The sequence below is a fragment of the Blastococcus sp. PRF04-17 genome (assembly GCF_023016265.1).
GTDB lineage: Bacteria > Actinomycetota > Actinomycetes > Mycobacteriales > Geodermatophilaceae > Blastococcus_B.
This window is the reverse complement of the sequence record NZ_CP095412.1, coordinates 2706440-2728311: the sequence shown is the minus strand read 5'-3', so window position 1 is coordinate 2728311 and position 21872 is coordinate 2706440. Positions and strand designations below refer to the sequence as shown.

General features: G+C 73.2%; 23 protein-coding genes and 1 tRNA gene. 13 read left to right on the top strand and 11 right to left on the bottom strand.

Features of this window, described 5'->3' with window-relative positions:
• The first annotated feature begins 45 nt into the window (after positions 1-45).
• The 3 genes from MVA48_RS13810 to MVA48_RS13800 are packed head-to-tail and all read left to right on the top strand — an operon-like array spanning position 46 to position 2796.
• Positions 46-1314 (top strand): aspartate kinase, encoded by a 1269-nt coding sequence (locus tag MVA48_RS13810; protein WP_246981198.1) that lies wholly within the window; start codon positions 46-48, stop codon positions 1312-1314.
• Positions 1311-2369, top strand: a complete 1059-nt coding sequence (locus MVA48_RS13805) for an aspartate-semialdehyde dehydrogenase (protein ID WP_246981195.1) — start codon at positions 1311-1313, stop codon at positions 2367-2369. The genes MVA48_RS13810 and MVA48_RS13805 overlap by 4 nt, the downstream gene beginning before the upstream one ends.
• A gap of 1 nt (position 2370) precedes the next feature.
• Positions 2371-2796, top strand: a complete 426-nt coding sequence (locus tag MVA48_RS13800) for a hypothetical protein (protein ID WP_246981193.1) — start codon at positions 2371-2373, stop codon at positions 2794-2796.
• A gap of 128 nt (positions 2797-2924) precedes the next feature.
• Here the strand turns inward: MVA48_RS13800 and MVA48_RS13795 are convergent, their stop codons facing one another.
• The 3 genes from MVA48_RS13795 to MVA48_RS13785 form a co-directional block, all read right to left on the bottom strand.
• The gene (locus MVA48_RS13795) at positions 2925-4721 is read right to left on the bottom strand and encodes a S9 family peptidase (protein ID WP_246981191.1); all 1797 of its coding nucleotides are present in this window, start codon (positions 4719-4721) and stop codon (positions 2925-2927) included.
• Between the two features lie 77 nt (positions 4722-4798).
• Positions 4799-4872: transfer RNA gene (locus tag MVA48_RS13790), tRNA-Pro, on the bottom strand.
• 49 nt (positions 4873-4921) lie between these two features.
• A complete protein-coding gene (locus tag MVA48_RS13785) occupies positions 4922-5833 on the bottom strand; it encodes a metallophosphoesterase (RefSeq protein ID WP_246981190.1) in 912 nt (303 codons plus the stop codon).
• Between the two features lie 53 nt (positions 5834-5886).
• Between MVA48_RS13785 and MVA48_RS13780 the strand changes: the two genes are divergently transcribed.
• Positions 5887-6339, top strand: a complete 453-nt coding sequence (locus MVA48_RS13780) for a GatB/YqeY domain-containing protein (RefSeq protein ID WP_246981188.1) — start codon at positions 5887-5889, stop codon at positions 6337-6339.
• Between the two features lie 22 nt (positions 6340-6361).
• Here the strand turns inward: MVA48_RS13780 and MVA48_RS13775 are convergent, their stop codons facing one another.
• From MVA48_RS13775 to MVA48_RS13765, 3 genes are read right to left on the bottom strand one after another with little or no spacing between them, the layout of a single operon-like run.
• Positions 6362-8560: a transglycosylase domain-containing protein gene (locus MVA48_RS13775; RefSeq protein ID WP_246981186.1), complete on the bottom strand. Its 2199-nt coding sequence runs from the start codon at positions 8558-8560 to the stop codon at positions 6362-6364.
• 41 nt (positions 8561-8601) lie between these two features.
• The gene (locus MVA48_RS13770) at positions 8602-9831 is read right to left on the bottom strand and encodes an ArsA family ATPase (protein WP_246981185.1); all 1230 of its coding nucleotides are present in this window, start codon (positions 9829-9831) and stop codon (positions 8602-8604) included.
• Complete coding sequence (locus MVA48_RS13765) at positions 9828-10820, bottom strand: ArsA-related P-loop ATPase (protein ID WP_246981183.1); 993 nt, start codon at positions 10818-10820, stop codon at positions 9828-9830. Before MVA48_RS13765 ends, MVA48_RS13770 begins: the two co-directional genes overlap by 4 nt.
• Before the next feature lie 49 nt (positions 10821-10869).
• Here MVA48_RS13765 and MVA48_RS13760 point away from each other — a divergent pair, with 49 nt between their 5' ends.
• From MVA48_RS13760 to MVA48_RS13750, 3 genes are read left to right on the top strand one after another with little or no spacing between them, the layout of a single operon-like run.
• Positions 10870-11043, top strand: coding sequence for a DUF4177 domain-containing protein (locus MVA48_RS13760; RefSeq protein ID WP_246981181.1), 174 nt, complete (start codon positions 10870-10872; stop codon positions 11041-11043).
• Complete coding sequence (locus MVA48_RS13755) at positions 11040-11513, top strand: RidA family protein (protein ID WP_246981179.1); 474 nt, start codon at positions 11040-11042, stop codon at positions 11511-11513. Before MVA48_RS13760 ends, MVA48_RS13755 begins: the two co-directional genes overlap by 4 nt.
• Positions 11510-12316 carry an NUDIX hydrolase gene (locus tag MVA48_RS13750; protein WP_246981176.1) on the top strand — a complete coding sequence of 269 codons (807 nt, stop codon included), beginning with the start codon at positions 11510-11512 and terminating at the stop codon, positions 12314-12316. The genes MVA48_RS13755 and MVA48_RS13750 overlap by 4 nt, the downstream gene beginning before the upstream one ends.
• Positions 12317-12412: 96 nt before the next feature.
• Here the strand turns inward: MVA48_RS13750 and MVA48_RS13745 are convergent, their stop codons facing one another.
• Together MVA48_RS13745 and MVA48_RS13740 are read right to left on the bottom strand one after the other, a co-directional pair.
• The gene (locus tag MVA48_RS13745; protein ID WP_246981174.1) at positions 12413-13087 is read right to left on the bottom strand and encodes a Crp/Fnr family transcriptional regulator; all 675 of its coding nucleotides are present in this window, start codon (positions 13085-13087) and stop codon (positions 12413-12415) included.
• A 171-nt stretch (positions 13088-13258) separates the two neighbouring features.
• Positions 13259-13498 carry a hypothetical protein gene (locus MVA48_RS13740; RefSeq protein ID WP_246981172.1) on the bottom strand — a complete coding sequence of 80 codons (240 nt, stop codon included), beginning with the start codon at positions 13496-13498 and terminating at the stop codon, positions 13259-13261.
• Positions 13499-13588: 90 nt separating this feature from the next.
• Here MVA48_RS13740 and nth point away from each other — a divergent pair, with 90 nt between their 5' ends.
• The 5 genes from nth (at position 13589) to MVA48_RS13715 (ending at position 17352) form a co-directional block, all read left to right on the top strand.
• Positions 13589-14380, top strand: a complete 792-nt coding sequence (gene nth / locus MVA48_RS13735) for an endonuclease III (protein ID WP_246981170.1) — start codon at positions 13589-13591, stop codon at positions 14378-14380.
• Complete coding sequence (locus tag MVA48_RS13730; RefSeq protein ID WP_246981168.1) at positions 14380-14934, top strand: TlpA family protein disulfide reductase; 555 nt, start codon at positions 14380-14382, stop codon at positions 14932-14934. The genes nth and MVA48_RS13730 overlap by 1 nt, the downstream gene beginning before the upstream one ends.
• Positions 14931-15674: an NUDIX hydrolase gene (locus MVA48_RS13725; protein ID WP_246981167.1), complete on the top strand. Its 744-nt coding sequence runs from the start codon at positions 14931-14933 to the stop codon at positions 15672-15674. Before MVA48_RS13730 ends, MVA48_RS13725 begins: the two co-directional genes overlap by 4 nt.
• 94 nt (positions 15675-15768) lie before the next feature.
• Positions 15769-16167, top strand: coding sequence for a plastocyanin/azurin family copper-binding protein (locus MVA48_RS13720; RefSeq protein WP_246981166.1), 399 nt, complete (start codon positions 15769-15771; stop codon positions 16165-16167).
• A gap of 3 nt (positions 16168-16170) precedes the next feature.
• Complete coding sequence (locus MVA48_RS13715; RefSeq protein WP_246981165.1) at positions 16171-17352, top strand: MarP family serine protease; 1182 nt, start codon at positions 16171-16173, stop codon at positions 17350-17352.
• Between the two features lie 69 nt (positions 17353-17421).
• Here the strand turns inward: MVA48_RS13715 and MVA48_RS13710 are convergent, their stop codons facing one another.
• From MVA48_RS13710 to acs, 3 genes are all read right to left on the bottom strand, one after another.
• Entirely contained in the window at positions 17422-18348 is a 927-nt protein-coding gene (locus MVA48_RS13710; RefSeq protein WP_246981164.1) for an alpha/beta fold hydrolase, read from the bottom strand.
• A gap of 16 nt (positions 18349-18364) precedes the next feature.
• Positions 18365-18877: a phage holin family protein gene (locus MVA48_RS13705; protein ID WP_246981163.1), complete on the bottom strand. Its 513-nt coding sequence runs from the start codon at positions 18875-18877 to the stop codon at positions 18365-18367.
• A 92-nt stretch (positions 18878-18969) separates the two neighbouring features.
• A complete protein-coding gene (gene acs, locus MVA48_RS13700) occupies positions 18970-20925 on the bottom strand; it encodes an acetate--CoA ligase (RefSeq protein WP_246981162.1) in 1956 nt (651 codons plus the stop codon).
• A 139-nt stretch (positions 20926-21064) separates the two neighbouring features.
• On the opposite strand from acs, the gene MVA48_RS13695 reads away from it, so the two are divergent.
• Positions 21065-21748: a (2Fe-2S)-binding protein gene (locus tag MVA48_RS13695; RefSeq protein WP_246981160.1), complete on the top strand. Its 684-nt coding sequence runs from the start codon at positions 21065-21067 to the stop codon at positions 21746-21748.
• The last annotated feature ends 124 nt before the right edge of the window (positions 21749-21872 follow it).

Genomic DNA, 21872 nt, shown 5'->3' with positions numbered 1-21872 from the left:
ACGCAAGCGCCGGCTCCGTCGACGACGTCGGTAGCCTGTGGACCCGTGGCCCTCGTCGTCCAGAAGTACGGCGGATCCTCCGTCGCGTCCGCAGCGCACATGAAGCGCGTCGCCGAACGGATCGTCACCGCCAAGAAGAACGGCGACGACGTCGTCGTGGTGGTCTCCGCGATGGGGGACAGCACCGACGAACTGCTCGACCTCGCCAGCCAGATCACCGACGACCCGCCCGGCCGCGAGCTCGACATGCTGCTCACCGCCGGCGAGCGGATCTCGATGGCGCTGCTGGCCATCGCGATCAACACCCACGGCTACGAGGCGCGGTCGTTCACCGGCTCGCAGGCCGGCGTCATCACCACGTCCAGCCACGGCAAGGCGCGGATCATCGACGTCACGCCGGGCCGGCTGCGCGACGCGCTGAACGAGGGCTCGATCGTCATCGTCGCCGGTTTCCAGGGCGTCAGCCAGGACACCAAGGACATCACCACCCTCGGCCGCGGCGGCTCGGACACCACGGCCGTCGCCGTCGCCGCCGCGCTGCGGGCCGACGTCTGCGAGATCTACACCGACGTGGACGGCGTGTTCACCGCCGACCCGCGGATCGTCCCGAACGCCAAGCGCCTCGACACCATCACCTACGAGGAGATGCTCGAACTCGCCGCGTCCGGGGCCAAGGTGCTGATGCTGCGGTGCGTCGAGTACGCCCGCCGCTACGGCATCCCGGTGCACGTCCGCAGCTCCTACTCACACCTTCCCGGCACGATCGTGGCCGGCTCGATGGAGGACCTCCCGGTGGAACAGGCGATCATCACGGGCGTCGCGCACGACCGCTCCGAAGGCAAGATCACCGTCTACGGCGTGCCGGACCGGCCGGGTGAGGCGGCGCAGATCTTCCGCGTGCTCGCCGACGCCGAGATCAACATCGACATGATCGTGCAGAACGTGTCCGCCGACGCCAGCAAGCTCGCCGACATCTCCTTCACCCTGCCCAAGAGCGACGGTCCGGCCGCGCTCGCGGCGCTGGAGAAGGTCAAGCACACCGTCGGGTTCACCCACGTCGACTTCGACCAGCACATCGGCAAGGTGTCCCTGGTCGGCGCGGGCATGCGCTCGCACCCCGGCGTGTCCGCCCGCTTCTTCGGTGCGCTGGCCGACGCCGGCGTCAACCTGGAGCTGATCAGCACCTCGGAGATCCGCATCTCCGTGGTGTGCCGCGACACCGACGTCGACATCGCCGTCCGGGCGGTGCACGACGCGTTCGACCTCGGCTCGGAGGACGCCGAGGCGGTCGTCTACGGAGGTACCGGACGATGAGCAGCCCCTTCACCAGTGACGGCCTGCGGGTCGGCATCGTCGGCGCCACCGGCCAGGTCGGTCGGGTGGTCCGCGAGATCCTGGCCGAGCGCCGGTTCCCGCTCGCCGAGCTGCGGCTGTTCGCCTCCGCCCGGTCGGCCGGCAGCACGCTGCCGTGGGGCGGTGCGCAGATCACCGTCGAGGACGCCTCGACCGCCGACCCGACCGGCCTGGACATCGCGATCTTCTCGGCGGGCGCGACCACCTCGAAGGCCCAGGCGCCACGCTTCGCCGAGGCCGGGGTGACGGTCATCGACAACTCGTCGGCCTACCGGCGCGACCCCGACGTCCCCCTGATCGTCAGCGAGGTCAACCCGCAGGCACTGGGCGAGATCCGCAAGGGCATCATCGCCAACCCGAACTGCACGACGATGGCCGCGATGCCGGTGCTCAAGCCGCTGCACGACGAGGCGCAGCTGGTCCGCATCGTCGCCAGCACGTACCAGGCGGTCTCGGGCAGCGGTGTCGCCGGTGTCGAGGAGCTCGACGGGCAGGTGCGCGCGGTCGTCGACAAGGCTCCCGAGCTGGCCCACGACGGCTCGGCCGTGCCCTTCCCCGACCCCGTCAAGTACGTGGCGCCGATCGCCTTCAACGTGCTGCCGATGGCCGGCTCGGTGGTCGACGACGGCTCGTTCGAGACCGACGAGGAGCAGAAGCTCCGCAACGAGAGCCGCAAGATCCTGGGCATCCCCGACCTGCGGGTCTCGGGCACCTGCGTGCGCGTGCCGGTCTTCACCGGGCACTCGCTGTCGCTGAACCTGGAATTCCAGCGTGAGCTGTCCGTAGCGCGGGCCACCGAGCTGCTGTCGAACGCGCCGGGGGTGGAGCTCTCCGACGTCCCCACGCCCCTGCAGGCCGCGGGACGCGACCCGTCCTACGTCGGGCGCATCCGGCAGGACCAGGGCGTGGACGGCGGGCGCGGGCTGGTGCTGTTCGTGAGCAACGACAACCTGCGCAAGGGCGCCGCGCTCAACACCGTGCAGATCGCGGAGCTGATCGCCGCCTCGCGCCGCTGAGGTGATCCTGCCCGGGCCGGACCTTCACACGCTGCGCGCGTGGGCCGAGGTCAACCTGGCGCTGGAACGCGACGTCCCCGTGGACGCCGCGCACGCCTTGATCACCGATGCGGCGGACGCCGCCTTCGGTCCCCGGCTGTACGACCGGGTGACCGAGGCGCTGGCCGCTGAGGGACGGGACCCCGAGGACCTGTCGGCCTTGCTGGACGACGCGGTGGGCGAGCGGGTGCTCGGACGGGTGCGGGCGCGCACGGAGGACGACGCCGAGGCGCCCGACGACGTCTTCTCCTGGTCGGCCTACGCGCCCGACGATCCGAACGGAGGGCGGGAGACCTGGCGACGAGCCGTCCTGCGACGACGGCGCAACGCCCGGCTGGCGCTCGTGACCCCGCGTCGGCCGGCGGTGGCGGGACGGCGGCGGACCTAGACCGACGCGAGTGCCGCCAGCCACAGGCCCGCCGCGGCGACCAGAGCGGCCACGGTCCGGCCGGTCGACCAGACCGAAACCGCGGTTCCGGCCCCTCACCGGAGGAGCCAGAACCGCGGTTTCGGCTCCTACGGCTGGACGTGCCTGAGCGCGAAGGCCAGTGCCACCTCGACCTGGCGGATGGTCTCCTCGATGACCAGCGAGCCGTGGCCGGCGTCGAACCGGTACACCTCGTGCTCCTTGCCCTGCTTCGCGAGCTCGGCGAGGTAGTTGTCGATCTGCCGGATCGGGCAGCGGGGGTCGTTGGCGCCGGCGACGACGAGCACCGGCGCGGCGACGGCATCCACGTAGGTGATGGGGGAGGAGCGCACGTAGACGTCGTGCACCTCCTCCGGTGAACCGCCGAACAACGCCCGGTCGTAGGCCCGCAGGCCCTCCATCTCGTCCTCGTAGGCGGCGAGATAGTCCGCGACCGGCACCTCGGCGATCCCGGCCGCCCAGCGCTCCGGCTGGGTGCCCAGGCCCAGCAGGGTGAGAAAACCGCCCCACGAGCCGCCGCTGATCAGCGCCCGCTGCGGGTCGACGACCCCCTCGGCGACCAGCGCGTCGTACACCGCGCCGATGTCCTCGAGCTCGGTCAGTCCCGGGCGCCCGGTGAGCGCGTCACGCCAGCTGCTGCCGTAGCCGGTGGAGCCGCGGTAGTTCACGTGCACGACCGCGTACCCGGCGTCGACGTACGCCGCCCGGCGGGCGCGGTAGGAGTCGTCGTCGGCCGCCTCGGGGCCGCCGTGCACCAGGAACGCCGTCGCATAGGGCGCCGGCCCCTCCGGCCGCACGAGCAGGGCGTGCACGTCGCCGCCGGGGCCGGGCACCCACCGGTCCTCGACCGGGTAGGCGGCCGGCGGCTCCTCGTCGGTCACCGACAGGACGACGGGGCCGTCCGCGCGGCGGATCACCGGAGGCAGGGCCGACGACGACCAGGCCAGCTCCACCGTGCCGTCCGGCCGGGCGGTCGCGCCGCGGACGACGCCCGGCGGGGTGTCGAGCTTCTCCAGCCGACCGCTGGCGAGGTCGTAGCGGTAGATCTCGCTCCGTGCGGCGTGGTCGTGGCCGACCAGCAGCGCCGAGCCGTCGGGGTACCAGCCGGCGGTCACGTCGCCGGGCAGGTCCAGCACGAGCTCGGTCTCGGTGTCGGCTGCGACGTCCCAGATCAGCAGCTCCTCGCGGCCGCGCCGCTCGTGCCCGACGAGCAGCCGGCGGTCGTCGGGCAGCGGACCGAACTCGAGCGCGTGCAGGCCGCGGCCCTCGCCGTCCCACTTCTCGGCGACGACCGAGTCGTCAGCGGTGCGGAGCACGCGCAGCGCCGGGTACCGCGGGTCGCCGTGCTCGGAGTGCGAGATGACCAGCAGCTCGTCGTCGCGGGTCAGCGCGTCGACCGACGCCGGGTCGGCGTGCCGGTAGACCACCCGGGGCTGCCCGCCGGTGGGGGCCAGCCACAGTTCGCTGCCGTCGTCGGTCGAGCGGCCGATCGCCACCAGCGTCCGGCCGACCTCGAGGCCGGCCGGGTAGGCCGCCTCGACCTCCGGGACGGCGTCGGTGTCCTCGCCGCCGCCGAACGGCTGGGTCCGCCACACGCCGAACTCGTCGCCGTCGGAGTCGGCGAACCACCAGATGGTCTCGCCGTCCGGGCTCAGCGTGCCCATCAGCGTGCCGTTGGGGCGGTCGGTGACCTTGCGGTGCTCGCCGGTCTCGCGGTCCCAGGCGTACTGCTCGACGACGCCGCTGACGTCGGAGGAGTACAGGTTGCGGTGCGGCGCGTCGAGGGCCCAGTCCGGCAGCGACACCCGCGGGGCACGGAAGCGGGCCTGCCAGCGTGCGGTGACCTCGGGCGACAGGGCGGGGACAGCGGCGGCTTCGGCAGTCACCGGCACATCCTCCCAGGCGAGGTTCCGGAGCCGGAGAACGACTCAGGGGCCGCCATCGGCGGCCCCTGAGCAGTGGGTCGGGGTGACAGGATTTGAACCTGCGGCCTCGTCGTCCCGAACGACGCGCGCTACCAAGCTGCGCCACACCCCGCGGTGCCGGTCGAGTCTAACGCCCGCGCGCAGGCCTCCCGGCGGCGGGCTCAGACGTTCCGCGCGGTGAGGGTCAGCAGCGTCGCCTCCGGCGGGCAGGCGAACCGTACCGGGGCGTAGGGGCTGGTGCCCAGCCCCGCGGAGATGTGCAGCCAGGTGCCCGCCGGGTGCTCGTCGGTCGGCGGGGCCCACCGATGCAGCCACCTGACGCGGTCCCGGTCGATGCCGCAGTTGGTCACCAGCGCCCCGTAGAACGGCACCCGCAGCTGCCCGCCGTGCGTGTGCCCGCAGAGCAGCAGGTCGTAGCCGTCGGCGGCGAACCGGTCCAGGACCCGGGGCTCGGGGGAGTGGGCGAGCCCGAGCCGGAGGTCGGCGGCCGGGTCGGCCGGGCCGGCGACCTCCTCGTACCGGTCCCGCTTGAGGTGCGAGTCGTCGACGCCGGCCAGTGCGATCCGCCGTCCGCCGACGGTCAGCTCGCCCTTCCCGTTGGTGAGGTCCAGCCAGCCGCGGGCGAGCATGCCGTCGCGCAGGTCGCGCCAGGGCAGCTCGTCGCCGTGCACCCGCTTGTGGTCGGGCCAGAAGTACTTGAGCGGGTTCTTCGGCCGCGGGGCGTAGTAGTCGTTGCTGGCCAGGACGAACGCGCCGGGCCGGTCCATCAGCGGGTCGAGCGCCGCCAGCGTGCCCGGCACCGCGTCGAAGCCGGCCAGGTTGTCGCCGGTGTTGATCACCAGGTCCGGCTCGAGGGCCGCGAGCTCGGCGACCCATTCCTGCTTCGACTTCTGCCCCGCGGTCATGTGCAGGTCGGAGATCTGCAGGATCGTGAGCGGATCCGAGCCGGGGGCCAGCACCGGGACGTCGAACCGGCGCAGCGTCCACCGGGTGCGCTCGTAGAGGCTCGCGTAGGCGGTCACCGTCGCGCCGGTCGCGGCGACGGCAGCGGGGACGGCGGTGTACCAGCGCATGATCGCAGAGCCTACGTGCGCGCGGCCTTCCCGCGCCGTGCCAGGCTGGAGCCGTGGCCGACCTCAAGAACCGCCTGCGCGACGACCTGACCAGCGCCATGAAGGCCCGCGACGAGCTGCGGACGGCGACCCTCCGCATGGTGCTCACCGCGGTCAGCGCCGAGGAGGTGTCCGGCAAGGAGGCACGCGAGCTCAGCGACGACGAGGTCATGGCCGTGCTGCGGCGGGAGGCGAAGAAGCGCCGTGAGGCCGCCGAGGCCTTCGCCGGTGCCGGCCGCACCGAGCAGGCGCAGCGCGAGCAGGCCGAGGGCGAGGTGCTCGCCGACTACCTGCCCGCGCAGCTCGACGACGCCGATCTGGCGGCCATCGTGGCCGACGTCATCACCCGCACCGGGGCCTCGGGCATGAAGGACATGGGCAGGGTCATGGGCGCCGCGAACGGCGTGGTGGCCGGGCGGGCCGAGGGCTCACGCGTGGCCGCGGAGGTCCGCCGCCAGCTGGGCTGAGCGCCACCCTGCGGGACGGCGCTCAGCCGCCCGCGTCTTCGCCGTCCTCGCCGCCGTTCCCGCCGTCGCCACCCTCGCGGCGGCCCTCGCCGCCGTTGTCGCCGCCGTCGCCGCCGTCCTCACTGCGGTCGCCGCCGTCCGCGGGCTCCCGAGGCTCCGGCCGCGGAGCCGGCCGGCCACCGGTGAGCAGACCCTGGTCCGCCGGCGGGAAGGGCGCCTTGGGCTGGTTGGCGAGGATGGGCTCCATCGCCTCGCGCCAGATCGTCGCCGGCATGTTGCCGCCGTAGCCGCCGACGTCCTGCTGCTCCTTCGGGTTGAACACCATCACGCTGGCGGCGTACTGGGGCGTGTAGCCCACGAAGGCCACGGAGTCGCGGCCCTGCGAGGTGCCCGTCTTGCCGGCGATGTCGTGGCCGGGGATCGCCGCCCGCGTGCCGGTACCGGCCGCGGTCGCGGTGTCGCCGACCAGGATCTGGCTCAGCGTGTTCGCGATGGGCTGCGGCACGGCGTCCGGCGTGCAGCTGCTCTCCGGCACGAGCGGCTGCCCGTCCTCCTTGAGCAGCGGCTTGCCCGCGCGGTCGACCACCCCCACCACCGGGATCGGCGTGCACCGGGTGCCCTGCGCGCCGAGCGTGGCGTAGGCGGTGGCCAGGTCGAGCGGGCTGGTCGCCTCCGCACCGAGGGTGAACGATCCCCGGTTCTCGGCGATGATCTGGTCCGCCGGCGTCTGGTTGGGGCCGTCGAACCGCATGCCCATGCGCTCGGCCATCCGGACCGGGCCCTCGACGCTGCCGAGCCGGTCCTCCAGCGCGAGGAAGTAGGTGTTGGACGAGCGGACCAGCGCGCCGACCATGTCGAGGGTCGAGGGGTAGTTGCCGGCGTTGCGGACGCAGTACATGCCGCTGCCGCTGCGGCTGTTGCGGTCGCCGCCGCAGGAGGGGCCCCGGTACACCCGCGACGTGTACGTGTTGCCCGGCGTGCTGATCGTCGTCCCGGCGCCGATGCCCGCCTCGAGCGCCGCGGCGGCGGTGAAGACCTTGTAGGTCGAGCCGGCGCCCTTGCTGGCCACCGTGTTCAGGACGACGGACTCGCAGTCCGGGGCGTCGCAGCCGTACCGGCGGTTGACGCTCATCGCCAGGAGGTGCCCGGTGCCCGGCTGCAGCGCCGTGTACGTGGCGGCCAGCCGGTCGCCCATCGGCAGGGTGTTCAGGACCGCCTGGTCACCCGCGGCCTGCATGTCGGGGCGCAGGGTCGTCTGGATGGTGTAGCCGCCGTCGTCGAGCTGCTGCTGCGACAGCCCCAGGCCGCTCAGGTACTGCAGGGCGTAGGCGCAGAAGAACCCACCGATCGCCGCGTTGAGGCAGCCGTTGGGCGGGTTCTGCCCCTGGGCGACGGCCACCGGCTGGCCCTTGATCGCCGCGAGCTCCTCGTCGGTGATGTGCCCGAGCGAGTGCATCCGGAGCAGCACCTGGTCGCGGCGGATCACCGCGTTCTCGGGGTTGGCCAGGGGGTCGTCGTTGGTCGGGCTCTGGACGAGGCCGGCGAGCATGGCCGCCTGCGGCAGCGTCAGGTCGGCGGCGTTGACGCTGAAGTACTTCTGGGCCGCGGCCTGGATGCCGTAGGCGCCGTTCCCGAAGTACACGATGTTGAGGTACCGGGTGAGGATCTCGTCCTTGGAGTAGGTGTCCTCGAGGGCGAGGGCCAGCCGGGCCTCGCGCAGCTTGCGGCCGACCGTCTCCTCGTTCGCCGCGAGCCGCTCCTCCGGGGTGGCGGCGGTCTGCAGCAGGGTCTGCTTGACCAGCTGCTGGGTGAGGGTGGAGCCACCCTCCTGCACCTCGCCGGCGGCGACGTTGCGGGCCAGCGCGCGCAGCGTGCCCTGGACGTCGAGCCCGTTGTGGTCGTAGAAGCGCGAGTCCTCGATGTCGACCAGCGCCTGCTTCATGATCTCGGAGATCTGGTCGGAGGCGACCGGCGTGCGGTTGTTCGAGTAGATGTAGGTGATCAGCGAGCCGTCGGCCGCCAGCACCCGGCTGTTGCCGGCCGGTGTCTTGTCGGTCAGCTCGACCGGCAGGGCGTCCAGCAGCGACGCCGAGTTGCGCGCCACCAGCCCGGTGCCGCCCACCCAGGGCAGCAGGAGGCCGGCCAGCAGCGCGCCCGCGACGACGATCGTCGCGGCGAGCTTGGCGAGGGTGCGGGTCCGGAAGGCAGCGTTCTCCGACATCGCAGCTCAGGGTACGTGCCGCGGACGACGGTCCGGCGGGCTCAGGGACGACGCGCTGGCAGCACCCGTGCACGCGGCGTGCCGGTCGGCGTGTCCTCCTCCGGACCGGTCAGCTCCTCCGCCATGCCGCGCAGCCCGTCGAGGTCGTGCACGTCACCTGCTGCCGCCGGCACCGTGCGGACGGCGACCTCCGGGTGGGCGCTGGTGAACCGGTCGGCCAGGTGCTGCTCCCGCGCCGCCTGGGCCATGCGCTCGGCGTGCACCCGCAGCGCTGCGGCGGCCAGCTCCCCGCCCTCGCCCTCGGCCTCGAGCACCCGCTCGGCGGCACCCTCGGCCCGCGTCGAGGAGAGCAGCGTGGTCGCCGGGGGATGGGTCCGGTTCAGCACCAGCCCGGCCAGGGGCATGCCCTCGGCCGAGAGCCGGTCCACGAAGTAGGAGGCCTCGCGCAACGCGTCCGGCTCCGGCGTGGCCACGACGACGAACCAGGTGCCCGGCCGCCGCAGCAGTTCGTAGGTGGCCGTCGCCCGCTCCCGGAAACCGCCGAACATGGTGTCCAGCGCGGCGACGAACGCGGAGATGTCGCGCAGCAGCTGTCCGCCCAGGATCTTCGAGATGATCCGGCTGAAGAACATGAAGCCGGCGCTGGCGATCTTCAGCCCCGTCCGGCTGGGCGCCATCAGCAGCCGGATCATCGTGCCGTCGAGGAACCGGCTCATCCGGTTCGGCGCGTCCAGGAAGTCCAGCGCGGACCGGGACGGTGGGGTGTCGACGATGATGAGGTCCCACTGGTCGCTGGCCCGCAGCTGCCCCAGCTTCTCCATCGCCATGTACTCCTGCGTCCCGGCGAAGGACGAGGACAGGGACTGGTAGAAGGGGTTCTCGAGGATCTGCTGCGCCCGCTCGGGCGTCGAGTGCGCCACGACGATGTCGTCGAACGTGCGCTTCATGTCCAGCATCATCGCGTGCAGTTCGCCGTCCGCCCCCGGTGCCGCCACCCGTCGGGGCTCGTTGTCGAGCTCCTCCAGGCCGAGGGACTGGGCCAGCCGGCGGGCCGGGTCGATGGTGAGGACGACGACCGTGCGCCCGGCCTCGGCCGCGGCGAGCGCCAGCGCGGCCGACGTCGTCGTCTTGCCCACGCCCCCGGCGCCGCAGCAGACGATGATCCGGGTGTTCCGGTCGGCGATGAGCGACGCCAGGTCCAGCGACGGCGCGAGCGGGCCGGGCCGGGTCGGCCGGGGAGCGGGGCGGCCCGGGCTCGCGAGCTCGCTCACGCGGCGACCTCGGTGCGCAGGTGCTCCTCGAGCCGGCCGGCCAGCTCGAACAACGAGCCGACGTCCATCGGGCCGGGCAGCAGCGGCAGCTCGACGACCGGCCGGCCGAGGGCCTCGACCTCGTCGCGCAGCTCGTCCTGGGCGGCCCAGCGCTGGGCGTGCTCGACCGCCTGGGCGGCCAGCGCGTCGGCCAGCTCCTCGCCGCCGGGCAGGTGCGCGGATTCCAGTCCCCGCATCAGGTCGGCGCCGGACAGCGTGCCCTCGACGGCCAGCTCCAGGCCGTCGACCGGCAGGATCGGGTCGGCGGCCATGTTCACGACCACCGACCCCACCGGCAGTTTCGCCTCGGTGAGCTCGGCGATGGCATCGGCGGTCTCCTGCACCGGCATGTCCTCGAGCAGCGTGACCAGGTGCACGGCGGTCTGCGGCGAGCGCAGCACGGCCATGACGCCGTCGCTCTGCGTCTTGATGGGGCCGGAGCGGGCCAGCTGCGCCATCTCGGCGGTGACGCCGAGGAAGCGGGTGATCCGGCCGGTCGGAGGAGCGTCGACGACCACGGCGTCGTAGACCTGGCGGCCGTCGCGCCTCCGGGTCACCGCCTCCTTGATCTTGCCGGTGATGAGCACGTCGCGGAGCCCCGGCGCGATCGCCGTGGCGAAGTCGATGGCCCCCATCCTGCGCAGCGCCCGGCCGGCCCGGCGCAGGTTGTAGAACATGTCGAGGTAGTCGAGCAGCGCCTCCTCGACGTCGATCGCGAGGGCCTTCACCACGCCGCCGCCCCGGACGACCGCGACCCGCCGCTCCTCGTAGGGCAGCGGCGGGGTGTCGAAGAGCTGGGCGATGCCCTGGCGCCCCTCCGTCTCGACCAGCAGCACCTGACCGCCGTCGGCGGCCAGGGCGAGGGCCAGTGCGGCCGCGACCGTGGTCTTGCCGGTCCCGCCCTTGCCGGTGACGACATGCAGGCGCACGGAGGACGGGTCGGGGCTCACCCGCACCAGCGTAGGAGCAGCGTGTCGGGGCTGCGCTAGCGTCCTCGGCATGAGCGAACCGGCCCGCCGCAAGTGGGAGTACGCCACGATCCCGCTGCTGATCCACAACACCAAGGCGATCCTCGACTCCTGGGGCGTCGACGGGTGGGAGCTGGTGACCGTCCTCCAGGGCCCCGGAGGCGGTGACCAGCTGGTCGCCTACCTCAAGCGCCCCGCGTCATGACCGCTGCGCCGTCCCAGGGCTGGCACGCCCGGCTCGCCGAGCTCGGCGTCCGCCTGCCCCCCGTCGCCACTCCGGTGGCCGCCTACGTGCCCGCCGTCCGTTCCGGCTCGCTGGTGTTCACCTCCGGCCAGCTGCCCTTCGTCGACGGCGGCCTGCGCCGCACGGGCAAGGTGGGTGGCTCCGTCGATCCGGAGGCCGCCGCGGCCGACGCGAAGGTGTGCGCGCTCAACGCGCTGGCCGCGATCGACGACCTCGTGGACCTGGACAACGTGGCGCGGATCGTGCGCGTCGTCGGCTACGTGGCCAGCGCCGAGGGATTCACCGGACAGCCGCGCGTGGTCAACGGCGCCAGCGAGCTGCTCGGCAAGATCTTCGGTGACCTGGGGCAGCACGCCCGCAGCGCCGTCGGCGTCGCCGAGCTGCCGATGGGCGCCCCCGTCGAGATCGAGCTCACCGTCGAACTGAAGTGAGCGCCGCCGGCGGGACGGAGCCGCGCCAGGCGGCGACCGTGCTCGTCCTGCGGGACGGCGTCGACGGGCTCGAGGTCTACCTGCTGCGCCGCACCAGGGGAATGCCCTTCGCGGGCGGGATGACCGCCTACCCCGGAGGTGGCGTCGACCCGCGGGACGGCGACACCGAGATCGCCTGGGCAGGGCCCTCCCCGGACCGCTGGGCCGCCGCCTTCGGCTGCGACGAGCGGACCGCCCGCGAGCTGGTGTGCGCCGCGGTGCGCGAGACGTTCGAGGAGGCGGGTGTCCTGCTCGCCGGCGATCCGGACGGCGGCAGCGTGGTTCCCGACGTGTCCGGGGACGACTGGGAGGAGCAGCGGCAGGCGCTGCTCGCGCGGGAGCTGTCGCTCGCCGAGCTGCTGGCCGGTCGCGGGCTGGCCGTCCGCTCCGACCTGCTCCGCCCGTTCGCGCACTGGATCACCCCGCCGGTCGAGCCCCGCCGCTACGACACCAAGTTCTTCGTCGCGGCGCTGCCGGTCGGGCAGGAGGCGCGGCACGTGTCCGGGGAGGCCGACGAGGCGACCTGGCTGACGCCGGCCGCCGCGCTGGCCGAGCTGACGGCCGGCGCGCGCCCGATGCTGCCGCCGACCAGCCACACCCTGGGTCAGCTGGCGACGTTCCCCGACGTCGCGGCGGCGCTGGCCGGATCACCGCCCGAGCCGCTGCACCCGATCAGCCCGAGGTTCGAGGAGACCCCCGAAGGCCGGTGGGCGGTGCTGCCCGACGGCACCCGCATCCGCATGGTGGTCCCGCTGCCGGCGTAGCACCGGCGTCCTCCCTCACCGTCCGGCGTCCTCCCGCACCGTCGGCGCTGAGGGAGGAGGCGCGACGATCAGGGAACCTGATCATCGCGGAGGGGGTCAGCGGGCTCGGCGGCGGAGGCGGTCCTCGTCGAGGACGACGACCGACTTGCCCTGCAGCTGGATCCAGCCGCGGTGGACGAAGTCGGCCAGCGCCTTGTTCACCGTCTCGCGGGAGGCGCCGACGAGCTGGGCCAGCTCCTCCTGGGTCAGGTCGTGCTTGACCCGCAGTCCCTCGCTCTCCCGGTTGCCGAAGCGGTCGGCCATCTGCAGCAAGGCCTTGGCGACGCGGCCTGGGACGTCGGTGAAGATCAGGTCGGCGACCGAGTCGTTGGTGCGGCGCAGGCGGCGGGCGAGGACCCGCAGCAGTTGCTCGCCGATCTCGGGGTGCGCCTCGATCCACAGGCGGAGCACCGACTGCGGCATGCGGGCCAGCTTGACGTCGGTCACGGCGGTGGCGGTCGCGGTGCGCGGACCGGGGTCGAAGACCGACAGCTCGCCGAACTGGTCGGAGGGGCCCATGACGGCGAGCACGTTCTCGCGGCCGTCGGGGGCGCGGCGGGACAGCTTGATCTTGCCGCTCAGGACGATGTAGAGGCTGTCGCCGGGCTCGCCCTCGTTGAAGACGACGCGGCCGCGAGGCAGCGTGCTCGTCTCCAGACGGCTGAGGACCGGCTCCACCGCCTCGTCCGAGAGCCCCTGGAAGAGCCCGGACTGGGCCAGCACCTCGTCCACTACACGTCCTCCCACAGCTGTTCGACGGACGCTCCGATGAGTGCTGATGAGCTACGGCGTCCGTGTCCGCAGGGAGTCTAGGCGGCTGTGCCTTCGGTCACCCGTTCGGTGGGCCCCCGCGTCCCTCCTCCGAGCGAGTGGGGTCGGCCACACCTGCGCTGCGCGGCGGGCTCAGACGAGTGGTGGGTTCGCCGTCGCGCTGCGCTTCCCGCGGCGCCGGCGCCAGCGGAACAGCGCCCGCCGGATGCCCGAGCGGGCCAGCGTGTCGACCTCGCCGGCGGTCGCCGTGTCGAGGAACTCGGTGACCTCGCGCGGCGAGGCCGGCCGGCGCAGCGGCTCCTCGACCCGCTCCATCACCAGCAGGAACGCGATGAGGAGCGGCGGGAAGAGGATGACGCTGAGCGAGACCACCGCGCTCCTCTCCCTCCCTGTGAACTCACGGACCGCCCACGATGATGGCACGACCGGACGACGTCGGAGTGTGCGCATACGCTCGACCGCGTGTCCCAGGCAGCCGCGTACGCCCGTCCCGTGCGGGCCCGTCGTCCCACACGGGTCGCGCTCACCGGGGCGTCGCCGTACGACCCGGACGAGTCGCCGCTGGCGCGGACCCGGCGGGCCCGGCGCATGGCGCGGGAGCTGGCGGTCATCCACCCCGACGCGCACTGCGAGCTCGACTTCACCAACGCCTTCGAGCTGCTCGTCGCCACGGTCCTGTCCGCGCAGACCACGGACAAGATGGTCAACAAGGTGACGCCGACGCTGTTCGCGAAGTACCCCGACGCCGTCGCCCTGGCCGGTGCCGACCGGGCCGACGTCGAGGAGATCCTCAAGCCGACCGGCTTCTTCCGCGCCAAGACCAACTCCGTGCTCGGGCTGAGCCAGGCACTGGTCGAGCGCTTCGACGGCGAGGTCCCGGACCGGATGGCCGAGCTGGTCACGCTGCCCGGCGTCGGCCGCAAGACCGCCAACGTCGTCCTCGGCAACGCCTTCGGTGTCCCCGGCCTGACCGTCGACACCCACTTCGGCCGGCTGGTGCGCCGTTTCGGCTGGACCGCGGAGGACGACCCGGTGAAGGTCGAGGCCGAGGTCGCCGAGCTGGTGCCGAAGAAGGAGTGGACCGACTTCAGCCACCGGGTGATCTTCCACGGCCGGCGGGTGTGTCACGCGAAGAAGGCGGCCTGCGGCGCGTGCGGGCTGGCCCGGTGGTGCCCGTCGTTCGGCATCGGCCCGATCGATCCCGACGTCGCGCTGAAGCTGGTCAAGTCGCCGGCCGCGTCGGACACCGAGTGATGCGCATCGGACTGCTGCTGGCCGCCCTCCTGCTGGCCGGTTGCACCTCGGGCAGCGCCCAGGAGCCGGCCGCCCCGACGACCGGGGCGCCGGCGGTGCTCGAGCCGTGCCCGGAGCAGCCGGGCGAGCCGGCCTCCGGGAACGCCCCCGAGGTGGTCCTCGAGTGCCTGGGCGGGGGCTCGCTGGACCTGGCCCGCGCGGCGGGCACCCCCACGGTGCTCAACCTGTGGGCCAGCTGGTGCCAGCCGTGCCGGGAGGAGCTGCCCCTCGTGCAGCAGCTCGCCGAGCGGGCCGGCGACCGGCTGCGGGTCGTCGGCGTCGCCAGTCAGGACGGCGTCCCGCAGGCGACCGCCTTCATCGAGGACGCGGAACTCACCTTCCCCAGCGCGTTCGACGGCGAGGGCGACCTCGCCGCCGCCCTCGGTCTGCGGGGCCTCCCGCACACGCTGTTCGTGGGGGCCGACGGCTCCGTGGCGCACGTCGAGGTCGGCCAGATCGACACCTACGACGAGCTGACCGGGCTGGTCGCCCAGCACCTCGGGGTCCAGCTGTGAGCGATCTGCCCGAGTACCTGGAGCGGTTGCTCAAGGCCGCGACGGACCTCCCGCTGCGGCACCGCATGCCCGAGGCCGGGGCGACGGCCCGCCGGTCCGCCGTGCTGATCCTCTTCGGCGAGGGGCCTCACGGCCCCGACGTCCTGCTGATCGAGAAGTCCGCGCACCTGCGCAGCCACGCCGGCCAGCCGGCGTTCCCCGGCGGCGGCGTCGACCCCGGCGACGACTTCCCGGTCGGGACGGCGCTGCGCGAGGCCGAGGAGGAGGCGGGCGTCGACCCCGCCGGGGTGCGCGTGCTGGCCACCCTCCAGGAGCTGTACCTGCCGCCGTCCGACCGGCTCGTCGTCCCTGTCGTCGGCTGGTGGGAGGACCCGAGCGACGTGACCGTCGGCGACCCCCGGGAGGTCGCGCGGGTCGCCCGCGTGCCGCTCGCCGAGCTCACCGATCCGGCCAACCGGTTCCGCGTGAGCCATCCGTCGGGCTACATCGGCCCGGCCTTCGCCGTCGCCGACATGCTGGTCTGGGGCTTCACCGCCGGGCTGCTCGAGGCGATCCTCGAAGCGGCGGGGTTGGCCGAGCCGTGGGACGAGCGCGACGTCCGCCCGCTGCCCCCGTCGGCCATCCGGCCCTACCGGCTGCCCGGGTCCGTGGATGCCGGTGGTGACGAGGACGCCGCCGCGCCGACGGTCGCCGATCCCGCGCCCGACGGCCCTCCGACGCGTACGGTTCGGCCCCGATGACGGAAAGCAAAGGACCCCGTCCCCCTCACCATTCACAGGCTCATGGCGAGCCTCTGGACGGGGCCGGCGGCGATCGGCCGGGATGGTGACCGCCGTGGCTGTTCTGCTGACCGCGTGCGGCAGTGACGGCGGCAGTGGCGGGGCACCGGCCGCGACCACGGCGCCGGGTGTCGGCGAGGTGACGACGGCCGAGGACGGCGTCCAGGAGATCACCGTCCAGACGCAGGACGACTACGTGTTCACCCCCGACCGGTTCACCGTCGACCCCGGCCCGGTGCGGCTGACGGTGATCAACGTGGCGGAGGAGATGACCCACAACCTCGAGTTCAGCGAGGGCGAGGGCCCCGAGGAGATCGGGGAGGGCGTCTCCTTCCTGGCGCCGGGCGAGCAGAAGACCGTCGAGTTCGAGGTCACGGTCCCCGGCGACCACCGGTTCGAGTGCACCTTCCACCTGCAGCTGGGTCAGGTGGGCACGATGACGGTGCGGGGCTGACCCGTGTCCGTCGTCGACCTCGTGCTGATCGCGCTCGCCCTGTTGTTCGCCCTGTCCGGTTTCCGGCAGGGCCTGCTGGTCTCCTCCACCTCGATCCTGGGCTTCCTCGGCGGAGCGGTGATCGGCGCCCAGCTGTCGGGCCCGGTCGCGGACCGGATCGAGGGCTCGAGCGTCACGCGGGTGTTCGCCGCACTCGTGGTGGTGCTCGCCGGCGCGCTGCTCGGCCAGATCCTGGCCGGGGCGGCCGGGCGGGCACTGCGCAACCGGGTCACCTGGGAACCGGCCAAGATGGTCGACTCGGTGGCCGGCGCGGTGGTGTCGGCCGCGGCCGTCCTGCTGGTCGCGTGGATGGTCGCCTCGCCGCTGGCCAGCTCACCGTTCCCGCAGGTGGCCGGGCAGGTGCGTCAGTCCGCCCTGGTCCAGGCCGTCGACGCCGCGGTTCCCGACGGCGTCCGGAAGGTCTACGACAACCTGCGCGACGCGATCGACCGCCGCGGGCTGCCCGACGTCCTCGATCCGCTCACTCCCACGCAGGTCCGCGACGTCCAGCCGCCCGACGAGGCGCTCAGCCGCAGCCCCGTCGTCGCCGCGGTCCAGGGCTCCGTCGTGAAGATCACCGGCATCGCGCCGTCCTGCTCCCGGCAGATCGACGGCTCCGGCTTCGTCTACGCGCCGCAGCGGGTGATGACCAACGCGCACGTGCTCGCGGGGGTGACCGACCCGGTCGTCATCGCCGAGGGCGAGGAGTACGACGCCACCCCGGTCTACGTCGACGAGCTGACCGACGTGGCGGTCCTCGCCGTTCCCGGCCTGCCGCAGGTGCCGCTGACGTTCACGTCGGAACGGGCCGACACCGGCGACGACGCCATCATCATGGGTTATCCCGGGGGCGGCCCCTTCTGGACCGGCGCGGCGCGGGTGCGGGATGGCGGGGAGATCAGCGGGCCGGACTTCCGCAACACCCGGACCGTCGTCCGCGACGTCTACGCGCTGTTCGGCAGTGTGCGCTCGGGCAACTCGGGCGGGCCGTTGTTCGACCCGAACGGGCAGGTGCTCGGCGTCGTGTTCGCCTCGGCGATCGACGACCCGACCACCGGCTACGCGCTCACCGCGCAGCAGGTCCGGGAGGCGGCGACGGTGGGCAGCCGGGCCACGGCCGAGGTCACGACCGGCGCCTGCGAGTAGAAGGACCCCTTCGCCCCCCACCCTTCGCACGCTCAGGGCGGGTCCCTGCGAAGGGGCCGTTCCATTCCTTTACGTCGCCCAGTCGGCGATGGCGGAGCTGACCAGGTCGGGGGCCTCCTCGTGGGGGAAGTGGCCGATGCCCGGCAGCTCCCGCCACTCGTACGCGCCCGCGACGTAGCGGCCGGATCCGCGGGCGGTGGAGACCAGCACGCAGGTGTCGAGTTCCCCGTGCAGCTGCAGCGTGGGGGCGGTCACCGGCGCCGCCATCCGCCGCGCGTACCTCAGGCCGTCGGGCCGCAGCTGCGACCGGGCTGCCCAGCGGTGGTACTCCATCGCGCCGTACGCGGCCTGCGGGATGCGCGACGCCGCCCGGTAGCGCTCCACGGCCTGCGCGAAGTCGGCGGTCCGCCGCCACGCCGGGCCCGCCCAGCGCTGCATGAGGTCGGCCACCGGGTCGTCGTCCGCCCGGGTCAGCATCCGCTCCGGCAGCCGGGGCACCTGGAACGCGAGCGCGTAGCGCGACGCCCGTCGCTGCGCGCGGTCGGCCATGCCCGCCCGCAGCCGGCGCGGGTGCGCCATCGACAGCACGACCAGCCGGCGGACGCTCCGCGGGTGCAGCGCCGCCGTCGTCCAGGCCAGCAGGCCGCCCCAGTCGTGCCCGACCACGACGGCGTCCTGCTCGCCGAGCGCCCGCACGAGGGCCGCCACGTCCGCCGAGAGGGTGGGCAGGTCGTAGCCGCGGGGTGGCTTGTCGCTGGCGCCGTACCCCCGGAGGTCGGGGGCGACGACGTGGAAGCCGGCTCCGGCCAGCGCGGTCAGCTGGGCGCGCCAGGCCCACCAGAACTGCGGGAACCCGTGCAGCAGCAGGACCAGTGGGCCCGACCCCGCCTCCGCCGCGTGCAGCCGCACGCCGTTGCAGGAGATGTCCCGGTGCGTCCAGGGGCCGGGGAGCAGGACGCTGGTGGCGTCGGGCCGGTCGTCGGACGGAACCGTCATCGAGCGACGGGCAGCGTCACAGCGTGTAGGACTCCGTGCCCTGCCGCTTCACCCGGCCGTTGCTGACCTCCGGGACGGCGCGGTGCCGCTCGCCGGGTGCCTCACGGCGCGCCAGCTCGGGCAGGTCGCGGAGCGTCTCGATGGTCCGCTCGGGCTTCTCGATCTTCTTGATCAGGCGCAGGCCCACCATGGCGGCGATCCCCGCGAGCAGCAGCAGGAAGAGCGTGACGATCCCGTAGGAGACCCAGCGGGGGAGGCCGAGCGCGGTCAGCGCCTCGGCGATCGTGACGAACAGGTAGATGCCGGCGAAGGCGGCCAGCACACCGGCGGCGCCGAACAGCCCGACGCTGATGCCGGCCTTCTTCGCCGACCGGCCCACCTCTGCCTTGGCCAGCTCGATCTCGGCGCGGACGAGCGTCGAGAGATCGGCCATCGCGCTCTGCACCAGTGTGCCGACGGACGGCTCCTCGGCCCCGGTGCCGCGGACGGCCGGCGACGTACTGGACGCGCTGGACACACTGTGGGCCACGGAGGCTCCTCCTTCGGTGGGACTGCTGGTCAGAGGAATGGTGCCCCACCGCGCCGGGGGACGCGCCTTCGCGTCCCCCGGCCGGGGTGTTCTCAGTCCTCCGACGGCGCGGCGGGCAGCTTCTCCTTGATCATGTTCATCACCGAGGAGTCGGTGAGCGTGGTGACGTCGCCCAGCTCGCGGTTCTCGGCGATGTCACGGAGCAGCCGCCGCATGATCTTCCCCGAGCGCGTCTTCGGGAGTTCCTGCACGACCATGATCTGCCGCGGCTTGGCGATCGGGCCGATGTCGCGGGCCACGTGGTTGCGCAGCGTCTGCACCAGCTCGTCCCCCGAGTCCTGGCCGCTCTCGCGCAGGATCACGAAAGCGACGATGCCCTGGCCGGTCGTCGGGTCGCTGGCGCCGACGACGGCGGCCTCGGCCACCGACGGGTGCCCGACCAGCGACGACTCCACCTCGGTGGTGGAGATGCGGTGGCCGGACACGTTCATGACGTCGTCCACCCGGCCGAGCAGCCAGATGTTGCCGTCGGCGTCCTTCTTGGCGCCGTCGCCGGCGAAGTAGTAGCCCTTCTCGGCGAACCGCGACCAGTAGGTGTCGACGTAGCGCTGGTCGTCGCCCCAGATGGTGCGCAGCATGGAAGGCCACGGGTCGGTGAGCACGAGCAGGCCGGTCGAGTCGTCGGCCAGCTCGTTGCCCTCGTCGTCCACGACCTTGGCCGAGATGCCCGGGAAGGGCGTCTGGGCCGACCCGGGCACCAGCGTGGTCACGCCCGGCAAGGGATTGATCATGTGCCCGCCGGTCTCGGTCTGCCACCAGGTGTCGACGATCGGGCAGCGCCCGCCGCCGATGTTCTGGTGGTACCAGAGCCACGCCTCGGGGTTGATCGGCTCCCCGACCGAGCCGAGCACCCGCAGGCTGGAGAGGTCGAAGCCCTTCGGGACGTCCTCGCCCCACTTCATGAAGGTCCGGATGACCGTGGGCGCGGTGTAGAGGATCGTCACGCCGTACTTCTGGACGATCTCCCACCAGCGGCCGCGGTGCGGCGTCTCCGGCGTCCCCTCGTACATGACCGACGTGGCCCGGTTGGCCAGCGGGCCGTAGACGATGTAGCTGTGCCCGGTGACCCAGCCGACGTCGGCGGCGGTCCAGAAGACGTCGTCGTCGGCCTTGAGGTCGAAGCTCGCCCAGTGGGTGAAGCTGACCTGGGTCAGGTAGCCGCCGCTGGTGTGCAGGATGCCCTTCGGCTTCGCCGTCGTCCCCGACGTGTACATGATGTAGAGCGGGTGCTCGGCGTCGAAGGCCTGCGGCTCGTGCTCGGTCGACTGCCGCTCCACGACGTCGTCCCACCAGAGGTCGCGCCCCTCGGTCCACTCGACGTCCTGCTCGGTGCGCTTCACGACCACGACGTTGCGGACGCCGGGGCTGCGGCTGACCGCGTCGTCGACCGCCGGCTTGAGCGCGCTGGGCGCGCCACGGCGGTAGCCGCCGTCGGCGGTGATCACGAGGACGGCGCCGGCGTCGTCGAGCCGGCTGGCCAGCGCGTCGGCGGAGAACCCGCCGAAGACGACCATGTGGACGGCGCCGATGCGGGCGCAGGCCAGCATGGCGAACACCGTCTCCGGGATCATCGGCATGTAGATCGCGACCCGGTCGCCGGCGGTGACCCCGAGCTCGGTCAGCGCGTTGGCCGCCTTGCACACCTCGTCCTTGAGCTGGGCGTAGGTGATGGTCCGGGTGTCGCCGGGCTCGCCCTCCCAGTGGTAGGCGACCTGGTCGCCGTGCCCGTCCTCGACGTGCCGGTCGACGCAGTTGTAGGCGACGTTCAGCTTGCCGCCGACGAACCACTTCGCGAACGGCGGATTGCTCCAGTCGAGGACCTCGTCCCACTCCTGGTGCCACGTCAGCCGTCGGGCCTGCTTCGCCCAGAACGCCAGGCGGTCCTGCGCGGCGTCGTCGTAGACGTCCGGCCCGACGTTGGCCTGGCTGGCGAGCCGCTCGGGCGGCGGGAAGGTCCGGGTCTCCGTCGCCTGCGTCGTCTCGCTCATGCACTACCTCCCGAATCCGGCGTCGCGTGCCGAGGCGACGCAGAGTGGCTCCCGCCACACCGTATGGCCCTCGGGCCTGCACGTCTGCTCCGGGACGGCGGACGGCCGGTTCCACGCGGCAGCCGGTAGAACTGACCCGGTGACAGGTCGGTCCCAGGCTGCGGTGGCGGCGCGGATGCCGGGCGCGGCGGGGCTCGGGCTGGTCGCGCCGGCAGCGGCGGCCGTCGTCCCGGGCACCGCCCTGGCCGACGCCGAGTGGACGGCGATGCGGCTGCGGGCCGCTCCGGATGCGCGGGTCGCCGCGACGGTGTGGTGGTACTCGCTCTCGCTGGTGCTGGTCACGCCGCCGCTGGCCGGGCTGCTCGTCGGGTCGCCGCTGTCGGCGCGCCTGACGGACCTCTCCGTCGCGTTCACGGCCGGCCGGCCGGTCGCCGCCGTGTCGTGCAGCTCCGGCGGGGACCTGGGAGCGGATCTGCGGGAGTCGTTGTCGGCGGTGATCGCCTCGGTGGCCGAGGCCGGCCGGATGCGGGAGCGGCCGCTCTGGGCGATCGCGACCGACTCGGTGGCCAACCAGTTGCTGGCCCTGGGCCGGGCCGTGGGCGACGTCCCGAGGGCGACGGCGCTCGCGGGGGAGGTGGGAGCCGCGGTGGGACCCCCGCTGCCGGTGCCGCGTTACGTGGACGTCGCGGGTGCACGGTTCACCCGCCGCGCCTCGTGCTGCCTGATGGTCGAGCTGCCGGGCGGTGCGCTGTGCACGTCGTGCCCCCGCCGTCCGCCGTCCGAGCGACGACGGCTGCTCGAGGTGACCGCGCGCGGGATGTGAGTGGCAGTCGGCTCGGGCCGTCACCTTCGCGGTGTCATCGAGAATTCGCCCCGGACGGCGAAACTCTGACGACGCGGCGAAGGCGACGCTCGCGGCACGGCGCCGAGCGGTCGGTGCAGTGGCC